At 35.3% G+C, this 13,653-nt stretch carries 11 protein-coding genes and 1 pseudogene; 9 read left to right on the top strand and 3 right to left on the bottom strand.

Annotation, left to right across the window (positions count from 1 at the left end; all coding sequences use genetic code 11):
- Window positions 1-31: 31 nt before the first annotated feature.
- Window positions 32-577 (bottom strand): annotated as a pseudogene (locus GFJ36_RS30295) (protoglobin family protein); the annotation flags it as partial.
- Between the two features lie 129 nt (window positions 578-706).
- A complete protein-coding gene (locus GFJ36_RS27685) occupies window positions 707-1,339 on the bottom strand; it encodes a trimeric intracellular cation channel family protein (protein WP_000924376.1) in 633 nt (210 codons plus the stop codon).
- A 271-nt stretch (window positions 1,340-1,610) separates the two neighbouring features.
- Between GFJ36_RS27685 and GFJ36_RS27680 the strand changes: the two genes are divergently transcribed.
- The 8 genes from GFJ36_RS27680 (at window position 1,611) to GFJ36_RS27645 (ending at window position 11,025) form a co-directional block, all read left to right on the top strand.
- Entirely contained in the window at window positions 1,611-3,017 is a 1,407-nt protein-coding gene (locus tag GFJ36_RS27680) for an O-antigen ligase family protein (RefSeq protein WP_088065068.1), read from the top strand.
- Between the two features lie 77 nt (window positions 3,018-3,094).
- Window positions 3,095-4,195 (top strand): glycosyltransferase family 4 protein, encoded by a 1,101-nt coding sequence (locus GFJ36_RS27675; RefSeq protein WP_088065067.1) that lies wholly within the window; start codon window positions 3,095-3,097, stop codon window positions 4,193-4,195.
- 15 nt (window positions 4,196-4,210) lie between these two features.
- Window positions 4,211-4,951: a WecB/TagA/CpsF family glycosyltransferase gene (locus GFJ36_RS27670; protein ID WP_046955475.1), complete on the top strand. Its 741-nt coding sequence runs from the start codon at window positions 4,211-4,213 to the stop codon at window positions 4,949-4,951.
- Window positions 4,952-5,242: 291 nt separating this feature from the next.
- Entirely contained in the window at window positions 5,243-6,442 is a 1,200-nt protein-coding gene (locus GFJ36_RS27665; protein ID WP_087981899.1) for an MFS transporter, read from the top strand.
- Window positions 6,443-6,710: 268 nt separating this feature from the next.
- On the top strand, window positions 6,711-7,427 hold the full coding sequence (locus tag GFJ36_RS27660) for a LytR/AlgR family response regulator transcription factor (RefSeq protein ID WP_048542790.1): 717 nt from the start codon (window positions 6,711-6,713) through the stop codon (window positions 7,425-7,427).
- Window positions 7,428-7,548: 121 nt separating this feature from the next.
- Entirely contained in the window at window positions 7,549-9,627 is a 2,079-nt protein-coding gene (gene cstA, locus GFJ36_RS27655; RefSeq protein WP_000854302.1) for a carbon starvation protein CstA, read from the top strand.
- Entirely contained in the window at window positions 9,620-9,823 is a 204-nt protein-coding gene (locus GFJ36_RS27650) for a YbdD/YjiX family protein (RefSeq protein WP_142311184.1), read from the top strand. The genes cstA and GFJ36_RS27650 overlap by 8 nt, the downstream gene beginning before the upstream one ends.
- A gap of 146 nt (window positions 9,824-9,969) precedes the next feature.
- The gene (locus tag GFJ36_RS27645) at window positions 9,970-11,025 is read left to right on the top strand and encodes a GGDEF domain-containing protein (protein WP_097890090.1); all 1,056 of its coding nucleotides are present in this window, start codon (window positions 9,970-9,972) and stop codon (window positions 11,023-11,025) included.
- A gap of 82 nt (window positions 11,026-11,107) precedes the next feature.
- On the opposite strand, the gene pdxK is transcribed toward GFJ36_RS27645, so the two are convergent.
- The gene (gene pdxK, locus GFJ36_RS27640) at window positions 11,108-11,932 is read right to left on the bottom strand and encodes a pyridoxine/pyridoxal/pyridoxamine kinase (RefSeq protein WP_088065063.1); all 825 of its coding nucleotides are present in this window, start codon (window positions 11,930-11,932) and stop codon (window positions 11,108-11,110) included.
- A 134-nt stretch (window positions 11,933-12,066) separates the two neighbouring features.
- On the opposite strand from pdxK, the gene GFJ36_RS27635 reads away from it, so the two are divergent.
- Window positions 12,067-13,638 (top strand): GAF domain-containing sensor histidine kinase, encoded by a 1,572-nt coding sequence (locus GFJ36_RS27635; protein WP_088608206.1) that lies wholly within the window; start codon window positions 12,067-12,069, stop codon window positions 13,636-13,638.
- Window positions 13,639-13,653 lie beyond the last annotated feature (15 nt).

Genomic DNA, 13,653 nt, shown 5'->3' with positions numbered 1-13,653 from the left:
CATGTTCTTTTTGCATTCTTTCATATTCAGATTCATAAGCCGCAATAACGAGCTCTTGTTCAAGGGTGAATAATTTATTTATTACGTTTATAGAATAAGAAAAATCGTCAATTGTTGTAATTTTTGTTTGCAAAATCTTCATGATAGAGCGGAATAATTCTTGATAAGCGGCAGTATACCATTTTCTATGTAAACCAATTTGTACATGTCTTTTGGCAATTCTAACACGTTGTTCAATAAAATCTTCGTGCATATCTCCGCTGAATAATTCCTTTATATGTGTTTTTAAAGTTTGCTTTAGTTTTGGAATAGAGCTATAACGTTCAATAATAGTAGTTAAATTAGGCTGCTTTGTAATATTGGCATAGAATTTTTCCGTAATCCAATCAATTTCTTCATAAATAAAGGGCTGTAGTACCTTTACGATTTGTAAATCTTCTTTTGAAATATGTAGCATATCCATTTGAATTTTCAGTTCAGAATTAGTAGGCACGTTAAAAGTGATTTTTTGATCCTTACTTAATTCAAGTATACTGGCGTTTGTTTTATTTGTATGTTTTTTAAAAAACCGAAGCATCGTTCTTCCCCCTGTATATAAAGCGTTTTCATTTTTGGTTCTAATATAATTATATATTTTTATATACAATTACTCTATATTAGTGTGTAGAATAGTATATAAATTAAGAGAATTCTGTGTAGAATTCTCTTAATGGCCTTTATTAATTTTAGCATGTGTTTTAAAGAAAACAGGGAAATGTACATTATATATTACAGTGACAACACGAATAATAAATGTTACTAATAAACAAACATAGAAAGCTAGTACGTGTGCCCCCATTGCATATGTGATTAGGAAACTAATTGCTCCTAAGATAGAAGCGATTGCGTAAATCTCTTTTCGGAATACGTAGGGGATATCTTGAGCGCAAATGTCACGCAAAATACCGCCTCCAATACCTGTAATGACTCCCATTGAAACAACTAAAAATGAGGCGTCAACATGATGTGACATTGCTGCATTTGCACCAATAGCTGTAAAAACACCTAAGCCAACAGCATCAGAAAGCATAATAACGACTTGCAGTTTATTGATACGCTCAAAAAACATACAAGTAAATAATGCTGATAATACGCTTACGAAAAAGTAAATGGGTTTAACAAATGCGACAGGAGGCAGGTTACCGATCATAATATCACGAATAATACCGCCGCCGAGCGCTGTAGCTACAGCTAAACAAAGGACACCGAATAAATCTAAATCTTTTTTTAAACCAACTAATGTACCGGAAATAGCAGCGGCGATAATGCCAAGAAACGTAAATATGTCGATTAATAACATTGCTGTAATCCCTTCCTCCTAAAGATGTTCCAGAGAAAAAATATACACTAAAGTTATGTAAATAACAATGCATTTTCTTTACATGTAGAAAAAAAGAAAAAATGAGGAAAGAAAGCGCTTGAAAATGCAAATATGCTTTTTTCTATAAGGTAAGGCTGGGGAGAAATGTGAGGCGTTTAATTAAAAAATATATGTTATAATAAATATTTGAGATAAGAAAAAAATATTAACAGTATAGATTGAAATTAGGTAATAGTTATGGAGGTTCTAGATGTTAAGCGAAAATAGTAAAAGTAATAAATTTGAAAATTTTCTATTAATCTTTATTTTGTTGCAACCAATTTTAGATTTGCTCACGGCATTCTGTATAATGGTTTTAAAAATTGATACGACCATTGGAGTTATTACACGCTTATTCGTTATGTTCCTAAGCGGGATATATATTTTAATTCAAACGAAGAAACAAGGAAATATAAAATATATATTGTATATAATCTTAGTAGGAATAGTCTTCACCATCGGATTGGTAAATAACAAGCTTACAAAAGATCCTATGGTACTTACAGAGGAAATTAAGTTTATAGCAAAAGCATTATATCCGTTTGTTATGCTTACTTGTTATGTATTTGTATTTAAGTCTTTAAAAGAGAAAAGCCATTCAAATTCAAAAATGCGTGACTATGTTACGTATGCATCGCTAATTATAGGAGTAGTCATGGTAGCTTCGATTACTACTGGAACAGATTATAATAGTTATGAATGGGTAAAGTTAGGATCACGCGGTTGGTTTTATGCAGGTAACGAGCTAGGATCTATTTTAGCCATCATGTGTCCAATTGTTATTTTGTATTCAATTGAAAGAACAAAAAGTATAGGTAAAGCGTACTATTGGATTCCTTCAATTTTAGTTGTTTATTCACTATTTGCAATTGGGACAAAGGTTGGCGTAGGAGCAATCTTCGGATCAATGGCTATCGCAGTTGTTATGTGCTTTATTCAGGCATTCACACAGCGTAAAGATGGAAAGAAACATGCCTATTTATTAAATGGTTTTCTTGCAATAACTGTATTTGTAGGCATATTGGCATATACACCTTTTTCACCGTTTATGAAAAATATGGGATTCCATTTCCAATTAATTGAACAAGAACAGAGTGCGAAAAAGGAAGAGAAAAAGAAGGAGGAAGCTAAAGAGCACAAACCTCCTGTGACAGAGCAAGAAAAAGAGAAAGAAAAAGCAAAAGAAAAAGTAGCGGAGAAGAAAGAAGAAACGCAAGCTCTTATTTTTAGTGGGCGTCAATTATTTGAACAGATGTATAAAGATTTCTATAATGAAGCCCCAATGTCTCAAAAATTATTAGGAATGGGTTATGCTGGTAACTATAAAGAACAGCCGAAATTAATTGAACGTGACTTCCACGATTGGTTCTATTCTTTCGGAATCATAGGGTTCATTTTACTTGTAATTCCATTCTTATACTTTGGTATTAAATTTATTGCATGTATATTTACTAAATTTAAACAAATATTCACAGTGAAATATGCAATGATGATTGCAGCAATACTTCTCGGATTAGGTATCTCATTCATGGCTGGTCATATTTTAATTGCACCTGGAGTGAGTTTCTACTTAGTAATAATCATGGCATATTTAATAGTTGACTTGGAAATTGAATGATAGAAAAATAAAAGCTAGCATATGTTAGCTTTTATTTTGTTATAGTAAATAAAAAGAAAAAATGGGGGATGTAAGAAATGAAAGTGTTGCATATGAATGCTGGTGCAGAAGAAGGTGGGGGGAAAACACATATTATTTCACTTTTATCTCAATTTTCAAAGGAAGAAGTGGAATTAATGGTATTTGAAGAAGGTGCGATTGCTAGAGAGGCGAGAAACCTTGGTATTCAAGTGCATGTTTTTACCCAATCATCTCGGTACGACCTATCAATTCTTTCAAAAATAAAAGCATTTATTAATGAAAATCAATTTGACATTGTGCATACACATGGCGCACGAGCAAATTTCTATCTCTCCCTCTTGAAAAAAGGTATAAAAGCGAAATGGATAATGACTGTCCACAGTGATCCAACTTTGGATTTTATGAAGAGGGGATTAAAAGGATGGGTATTTACGAAGTTAAATTTACGTTCTTTCAGGAAGGTAGATTTATTCTTTGCAATTACGGAAAACTTTAAGAGAAACATAATAAAACTAGGTGTACCAGAAGAGAAGATTTGTACGGTTTATAATGGAATCGAGTATGATAATACTCCAGCAAAACCTTATGATAAAAGTGAATTTGGCATTGATGAAGGAGTATTTACAGCTGTTCAAGTAGCGCGTCTTCATCCTGTTAAAGGTCACGATATTTTATTTGAAGCGTTACAAAAAATTAAAATTCCAAATATAAAGGTGCTCTTGCTTGGTGATGGACCTATAGAAGCAGAATTAAAAGAGATGGTGAAACAAAAGGGCTTAGAGGATAAGGTGATTTTTCTAGGTTTTCGTACAGATTCAAAAGAATTATATGCATCTGCACACATTAATTTGTTAACCTCTTATAGCGAAAGCTTCCCTCTTGTTTTATTAGAGGCGGCTAATCAACGCTTAACATCTATTGCAACAAATGTAGGTGATATGAAAAAGTTAATAGTTGATGATACGTATGGATGGATTGTACCGATTGGTGATGCGGATTCGTTAGCAAACGCGTTAGAAAATGCTTATGAAAAATGGTTGAATGGTGAATTAGAAGCGATGGGAAATCGTTTATATAATCATGCATCTACTCATTTCTCGCTAAAGAATTTGTATGAAGATACTTATAATGCATATAAAAAACTTTTACTGAAATAGAGAGGATAGTTAATCATGGAAGTAAAAACGGTTGATATTCTAGGTGTTCCTTTTTCTACAATGACAATGGATGAAACGATCCAATATTTGAAGGGACAACTAGAATTGGAGCGAACTCATACTTTTCAGGTAGTAACAGCAAATCCTGAAATTGTTATGTGTGCAAAAAAGGATGAAACATTCCATAAAACATTATTAAATACAGATTTAATTACACCTGACGGTATTGGAGTTGTAAAAGCAAGTGGTATGTTAGGTACACCTGTAAAGGAACGTGTAGCAGGTTTTGATTTAATGTGTAATCTATTTGCAAAGTTATCAGAGGAGAATAAACCGGTATCTGTTTTCTTACTTGGTGCAAAACCGCATGTTGTACAAGCTGCAGCAGATCATTTAACGAAGACATATTCAGCTGTATCTATTGTGGGTACACAAGATGGGTACTTTAAACAAGAAGAAGAAGAGAGTATCGTTTCTCGCATTCAAGAAGCAAAACCAGATTTATTACTTGTCGCGCTTGGTTTCCCAAGACAAGAGAATTTTATCCAAACTAATAAGCATCGTTTAGAAACGAAGATGGCTGTTGGAGTGGGCGGAAGTTTAGATGTATGGGCTGGAGAGGTAAAACGTGCACCAAAATGGATTCAAGCGATTAACTTAGAGTGGTTTTATAGATTGTGTAGTAATCCAACGCGCTGGCGTCGTCAGTTAGTATTAGCGGAATTTTTAAAAGAAGTCATGCGTTCGAAAAAGTAGCGGAATATCGCTACTTTTTTATTTGGTCATTTTTAATAAAGTGAGGTTTTGCTCATCCACCACTGATGGTTAACTCTCACCAATTGGACGTTTAATGGCAGTTGGTCTTCAATTTAACCTTTTTGTTTCAGCTGAATTTTGAGGTAGGAGTCTTACTGCCCTCAAATAGTGTGATAAGTATTTTACTTTTGGGGAATGATGAAGGAGAATTTTTTGAACGAAAGTATTTTACTTATACAATTCACACATGTAAAATGATGTGTAAAGACAGCTGTGTAAGGAGGACTTCTTGTGGGCAAGGTGAAAGAAATTTCGAAGCGAAAGCTACTTGGTATAGCAGGGCTTGGATGGTTATTCGATGCAATGGATGTTGGAATGCTTTCATTTGTAATGGTAGCACTGCAAAAAGATTGGGGATTAAGTACGCAAGAAATGGGCTGGATAGGCAGCGTTAATTCGATTGGTATGGCAGTCGGAGCGCTCGTTTTTGGAATACTATCAGATAAAATAGGGCGGAAATCAGTCTTTATTATTACATTATTACTATTTTCTATCGGTAGTGGTTTAACTGCTTTAACGACGACACTTGCGATGTTCCTTGTTTTACGATTTTTAATTGGTATGGGGCTTGGCGGAGAGCTTCCAGTCGCATCTACATTAGTATCAGAGAGCGTTGAAGCGCATGAACGTGGCAAAATAGTTGTGCTATTAGAAAGCTTTTGGGCAGGTGGATGGCTAATTGCAGCCCTTATCTCGTATTTTGTTATTCCGAAATATGGTTGGGAAGTTGCAATGGTATTGAGCGCGGTTCCGGCACTATATGCTTTATATTTAAGATGGAATTTACCGGATTCTCCCAAATTTCAAAAGGCTGAAAAAAGACCATCTGTTATCGAAAATGTAAAGTTAGTTTGGTCTGGTGAATATCGTAAGGCAACAATTATGTTATGGATTCTATGGTTTTCTGTTGTCTTTTCTTACTATGGGATGTTCCTTTGGTTACCTAGTGTAATGGTATTAAAAGGATTTAGTTTAATAAAAAGTTTTCAGTACGTACTTATTATGACGTTAGCTCAATTGCCAGGATATTTCACGGCTGCTTGGTTTATTGAACGACTTGGTCGTAAGTTCGTTTTAGTTACGTATTTAATCGGTACAGCATGTAGTGCTTACTTGTTTGGAGTGGCAGAGTCATTAACGATATTAATCGTAGCAGGCATGTTACTATCCTTCTTTAATTTAGGTGCTTGGGGTGCATTATACGCTTATACACCGGAACAGTATCCAACGGTTATTCGTGGTACAGGTGCAGGGATGGCAGCAGCATTCGGTCGTATTGGTGGTATTCTTGGGCCGCTATTAGTAGGATATTTAGTTGCTTCACAGGCTTCACTATCACTAATATTTACGATTTTCTGTGGATCAATTTTAATTGGCGTAGTTGCTGTAATTGTACTTGGGCAAGAAACGAAGCAACGAGAATTAGTATAAGGTGAAAGTTTAATCGGTGAGGGATTTATCCCCACTGATTATTAGCCAGCACCAATTGTGTTTTTGGGGAAGTAACACTCATTTCTTCGCATTCAGTGGGTGTTACTTCCTACAAATAATTGAATGAAAGGGTAGGGGGAACCGTTGTGGTTTCCTTTTTTCTGTTTTTTTAGATAAATAATGGTATAGTAAGAAAAAGGGAATGTTTCTTATAAAAGCGAATGTATACAACAAGACATATGGACAAAAGAATTAGGTGGTTGAAGAAATGAAAATTTTACTGATCATGGAAGAAGCAGAAGAGCGAAGAAGTTTAGCTGAAAAATTTACTGAAAATATAAGGAATGTAGAATGTTTTGAAGCGAATACGGGAACAGAATCATTATTGATCATGAAAAAGCATACACCAGATTTTGTTTTCTTGAATTCAAAATTACTAGATGGAACTGGTTTTGAATATGCGAGTTTATTACGGGAAGTAAATTGTTATACGAAATTGATTTTTATGGGTGAAGATATAGAAGAGTCGATTACGGCATTTCGGTTTCAAGCATTTTATTATTTACTACGCCCATTTCGTGAGGAAGATTTGCAATTCCTTTTATATAGAATGTGTAAAGAGCAAGGCGAGAAAGCAAAGAGTTATTTGCGAAAACTACCGATAGAAGGTCAAGAGGGAATTCGGTATATTTTCCCTGAAGATATTGTATATGTAAGCAAAAATAAGGAAAACAAAACGGTTTCAATTTATACAACAAATAATCAGTATATTTCAACATATACACTTCAAGAGCTGGAAAATAAGCTAAATGTATATGATTTTTTACGTGTGCATAAAAGTTATTTAATTAATATGTCATATGTACAAGAACTAAAACCTTATTATAATGGCACATATAATCTGTATTTAGATAAATATGATGAGCAACCGATTCCAGTTAGTCGTAATTATGTGAAACGACTTCGAAATAAGATTGAATTATAGTAGGTAATGCGAATTTTTTAACATGATAAACTAAAAATCCTTCATGATAAGGAGGATTCAAATTAAATATTCAGAAAATTTAGTACAATCCCACTAAGCGATAGTATTGGGGGGATTGTATGTGAAAACATTGAAGTCGATTTTACTATGGGGAGTTATTGCAGCAGTAGGCGCAGGTGCTTTTGGTGTAATAGCTTTATCACAAGGTGAAACTATTAATGCCGTGTGGCTCTTAGTAGCTGCGGTATGTGTGTATGCAGTTGCTTACCGCTTTTATAGTAGATTTATAGCGAGAAAGGTATTTGGTTTAGATAATAATCGGCAAACGCCAGCCCATACATTAAACGATGGAAAAGATTATGTTCCGACAAATAAGTGGGTATTATTTGGGCACCATTTTGCAGCAATTGCTGGGGCAGGCCCTTTAGTAGGACCGATTTTGGCAGCGCAAATGGGATATTTACCAGGGACAATATGGATTATTGTTGGGGTAGTTGTCGCTGGAGCTGTACAAGATTTTGTAATTTTATTTGCTTCGATGAGACGGAATGGTAAATCTTTAGGAGAAATGATTAAAGATGAGATCGGTCCTGTTACAGGGCTTATTGCAATGATAGGCATTTTAGGCATTATGATTATTTTATTAGCGGTATTAGCATTAGTGGTAGTAAAGGCGCTTGTCGGAAGTCCTTGGGGAATGTTTACAATAGCAGCAACGATTCCTATTGCTATTTTAATGGGAGTGTACATGCGCTACATTAGGCCTGGCCGGGTTGGTGAAGGGTCAGTAATCGGAATTATTCTACTTATACTGTCTCTTATTGGGGGACAGTATGTAGCAGAGCATCCAACGCTTGCAAGCATGTTCACGTTTAGCGGTGAAACGATTGCTATTATGCTTATTGTATATGGATTTATCGCATCGGCCTTACCAGTTTGGATGCTTTTAGCACCACGTGATTATTTAAGCACATTTTTAAAAGTCGGAACAATTGTTGGATTAGCAATTGGTATTTTAATTGTAGCACCAGATTTACAAATGCCAGCAGTTTCGAAATTTATCGATGGAACAGGTCCTGTTTTCTCTGGAAACCTATTCCCATTCTTATTTATTACAATTGCTTGTGGTGCGGTGTCTGGATTCCATGCTCTCGTTTCATCAGGTACGACGCCAAAAATGATTGAACAAGAGGGACATGCACAGCCAATCGGTTATGGGGCAATGTTAATGGAATCATTCGTAGCGGCGATGGCGATGATTGCAGCTTGTGTATTAACACCAGGAACTTATTTTGCAATTAATAGTCCCGCAGCACTTATCGGTACGGATGTCTCGCAGGCAGCTCAAGTTATTTCTTCATGGGGATTTGCTATTACACCAAATGAACTAAAAGATCTTGCTGTAAACGTTGGAGAGCAAACGATTTTATCGCGCACAGGTGGTGCACCAACGTTAGCGATAGGTATGGCGTATATTTTCTCACAAGTAATAGGTGGAACAGCCATGATGGCCTTTTGGTATCATTTTGCAATCCTCTTTGAAGCTCTATTCATTTTAACAACAATTGATGCTGGAACGCGTGTAGGCCGATTTATGATTCAAGATATTTTAGGACATGTATATAAGCCATTTGGGAAAACGGATTCTACATTAGCGAATGTGATAGCTACAACGTTATGCGTATTAGGATGGGGTTATTTCTTATACCAAGGGGTAGTTGATCCGCTTGGTGGAATTAATACATTATGGCCACTTTTCGGTATTGCAAATCAAATGTTAGCAGGTATTGCATTATTACTTGGAACGACAATTTTGTTCAAAATGGGGAAAAAGGCATATGTTTGGGTGACACTTATTCCAACTGTCGGATTGCTTATTGTAACGATGACAGCGGGTTATCAAAAGCTATTTCATGAAAATCCTAAAATAGGATTTCTATCTCATGCAAAGGTGTTTCAGGGAGCATTAGATGAGGGGAAAGTGTTAGCACCAGCTAAAAATGTCGCTCAAATGAAACAAATTATTTTCAATGATTATATTGATGCAGCGCTTTGTGGAATTTTTATGATAGTTGTAATCGCTGTATTAATTTCTGCGATTCGAATTTGGATTCAAGTATTAAGAAATAAGCCGATGCCGCTAAAAGAGGCACCATATATTTCTAGAGATGAAAGTGAGTCGAGGAACTATTATGCTTAAACGACTACGGAAAGTATGGGGAAAAAGGAAACACTTTATTAGTTTACTCGTTGGGGTACCAAGCTATGAAACATATGTAGAGCATATGAAAAAGCATCATCCAGAAGAAGAAGTGGCATGTCAAAAACAGTTTTTTGCAGAAGCGCAAGAAGCTAGATTTAATGCAAAGGGTGGAAAGATATCAAGGTGTTGTTGAGGAAAAGGGCGAATTTTCGTCCTTTTTTATTTTTTGCTGTTTCACGTGGAACAGCAAAAAATAAATAAAAAGCTTTGGGAATTATAGGTATTTCGTATACAATAAAATAAGGAAAGGGATAGATAGAAAAGTAGGGAGATTATTTTATGTTAAGGGACTTATTTGTAAACACAACAATTATTCTTTCCTTTATTTTTGTTGGAGGTCAGCTTTTAAGAGATAAACCGTTAAAAGGAGGGTTCTCTTTTTGGCAGAAATGTGTAGTAGGTATTCTTACTGGAATATTAAGTGTACTGTTGATGCATTTTGGTGTACATATTGAAGATATTATGTTGGATCTACGTTATTTAGCTGTTATTTTGGCAATTATAATTGGAGGTCCGATAGCTAGCAGTATAACAGTTACTATTATATTAATTACCCGATTATTTTTTACTGAGTACTCTTTAGCCTCTGAATTGGCTTGTTATACAATTGTATTGATAGGTTTTGGAATTATTTTCATTTGGCGGATGAAAGCTTCTATATTTAAAAGATGGATCTGGTTTAATGTATATAGTTTATCTATTTTAACGGTTCCACTTTCTATTTTATTTAAGGATATGTCTATAGTAGCATTATATTTAGTTTGTAGTGGTGTTGCAGCATATATCACATTTATAAGCGCAAATTATGTATTGCAATCCAATGAGTTATTTCAAACGATGAAGCAATACGCAACGATAGATGCACTGACAGGTTTAGGAAACGTAAGACAGTTTGATTTAGAGATGAATCGTCATATTGGTAATAAGCGTATGAAAAATGATTCACTTTGTTTACTACTTATAGATATAGATCACTTTAAGTGTGTAAATGATACGTATGGGCATCCTGCGGGAGATGAAGTATTAAAACAAATGGGGCATATTTTACGAGAAGTTTCAATGTTTCCAGATTTGGCTTTTCGAAAGGGTGGGGAAGAGTTCGCGCTTTTGATACCGCAGAAAGGATTAGCTTATGGAATGCGTATGGGGGAACAAGTTCGCACGGCTGTTGAAAACCATCCATTTCAATTGCTAAATGGAACAAAAATAAAAATTACAGTTTCAGTAGGAATTTCAGTGTATGAAGAATCACCAGAGCGATTTATTCAAGCTGCTGATGATGCATTATATTACTCCAAAAGAAATGGTAGAAATCAGGTTAGTTCTGCATCTTAAAGATAAGATGACCAGAAGAGCTTATAAAAAAACACCCACAGAGAGGAAATATATAAACTCTGTGGGTGTTTTCATTTATATGTTAGACAAGTTCTTTTGATGCAACGAATTTACGATATGCACCGTGATGTGTTGGGCCTACGTATTCGTTGATCTTGAATGAATAACGGATAGCAGCTGTGATAAATTCTTTAGCAGTTTTTACTGCTTCTTTCACAGTTTTTCCTTTTGCAAGTTCTGCTGTAATTGCAGCAGAATATGTGCAACCTGCGCCGTGTGTATTTGTCGTATCAATTTTTTCTGATTCTAGAAGATCGAATGTTTCTCCATCATATAGGACGTCGATTGCAGTTTCCGTACCAAGCTTGCTACCGCCTTTAATTAGGACATATTTCGCACCTAAAGCGTGGATTTTTTTTGCTGCTTCTTTCATGTCTTCAAGAGAATTAATCTTTATGCCACTTAATTGGTAAGCTTCAAATAAGTTTGGTGTTACAACTAATGCCTTTGGAACAAGAACGTCACGTAAGCAATCGTTCGTTTCAGGATGTAATGCTTCATCAGCACCTTTACATACCATAACAGGGTCAACTACTACATTTTTGAAATTATGTTTTTCGATTGTTTCAGCAACCATTTCAATAATTTCTACTGATCCAAGCATACCTGTTTTTAAAGCATCTACTCCAACACCATCAATTGTCGTTTCTAATTGTGGTTTTAATGTAGAAGCTGGGATTGGGAATACGTTATGTGCCCAACCGTTATGTGGATCCATCGTTACGATTGTCGTAAGAGATGTCATTCCGTATACACCAAGTTCTTGGAATGTCTTTAAATCTGCTTGTATACCAGCACCGCCACTTGTGTCAGAACCAGCGATAGTAAGTGCTTTATTTAATGTCATTATGAAATCCCCCTCAAGTGATATAATGAAAACTATGTTTTCACCATTATATCAATGTTACGAATAAGTACAAAGTGAAAAGTAGATGATTTACTTTAGGGGCGATTTAAAATCTTGTATGTAGGAGACGAATTATGTTTCAAGAGAATCGTACAAATGAATTAGTTATATTAAAAGAGATTGCAGAGACGTTGAACACCTCAAATGATACATATCATGTGCTGCAAGCTGTGTTGGAAAAACTGTTGAATGTAACAGGTTTAACGACAGGATGGATATTTCTTGCGGATGAAAATGGCAGATATACAAAATTAATTGATTATCAATTACCAGAGGGATTAAGATTTGAAAATAAACGACCGATGTGTGAGGGGAATTGTTGGTGTTTACACCGATTTGTGGAAGGGAAACTAGAGAAAGCCGTTAATATTATTGAATGTAAGAGAATTAATAATGCGATTGAATATAACTGGGGAGATACAGAAGGGATTGTGCATCATGCGACAGTGCCGCTAAAAGCGGGGGGAGATGAATTTGGCGTATTAAATGTGGCTAGTCCAGGTAAAACGCATTTTTCTGAAGAAGAGTTAGTGCTATTACAATCAGTTGCTTTCCAAATTGGAACAGCATTAAAACGTACAAAATTGTATGAAAATGAAAAGAGAAGGGCTCATTATTATGTAAAGTTAGACCGATTTATTCAAGCTTTAAGGACGATTCATAAATTTAATGCATTGCCAGAGGAGATTGTAAAGCAAATAGGGAAGTTATTTTTATGGGAGCAAGTTGTATTCTTTATTAGAGAAGAAAATGAACTTGCTGTAAGAGCCTCATGTAAGATAGATGAGATACAAGAGGATTTGAAGTCAGCGGCACAGGAAGCTCTGAAAAAAGAAGAGCCTGTTTTGTTAAAGAGTCAGGTTGGGAATATCGTACATCCTAATCGTGCGGTTATTGCCATTCCCATACATATTCAAGATCATATATTTGGCGTACTAAGTGTAAGTTCGAATAATGGAGAATTTGATATAAATACGATAGATGTAGTACAGGCGTTAGCCAATCATATATCGTTAATGATAGAGAACTTAAGGTTAAATGAAAAGCGCCGAGAACTTGTACGACTGGAAGAACGTAATCGTTTAGCTAGAGATTTGCATGATTCTGTTTCACAAAAGTTGTTTTCATTAACTTTTATGACGAAAGGTGCCGAAGCCGTCTTAAAGGGGAAAAACGAAAAGGTAGATCAGTCTTTGCATGAGATACGTGAGTTATCGCAAGGTGCTTTAAAAGAAATGAGGACGTTAATTTGGCAACTACGTCCAGCGGGATTAGAGAAAGGACTATTACCAGCTTTAAAACAATATGGTGAAAGTTTGGGATTGAAAATTCGGGAACAAGTTACAGGTGTTCGTGATTTGCCACGCGTAGTAGAGGAAGCGCTATGGCGAATTGGACAAGAAGCTTTAAATAACGTAAGTAAACATGCGAATGTCAGAGAAGCGGCGATTTATTTCAAAGTGACGGAGAAGAATGTATCATTAGAAATAGTCGATCAAGGAAACGGCTTTGTAGAGAAGAATATAAAAGAGAAGAAATCACTCGGTATGACTACGATGCGCGAAAGAGTAGAATTAGTCGGTGGAACAATTAAAATTGTAAGTGATAAGAAAAGAACAAGTGTAAAAGTAAATGTACCATTATGATGTGAAAATGAGGGA

The sequence above is a fragment of the Bacillus sp. EE-W1 genome (genome assembly GCF_009760835.1).
Lineage (GTDB): Bacteria > Bacillota > Bacilli > Bacillales > Bacillaceae_G > Bacillus_A > Bacillus_A wiedmannii.
This window is presented reverse-complemented; position numbering and strand designations above follow the sequence as displayed.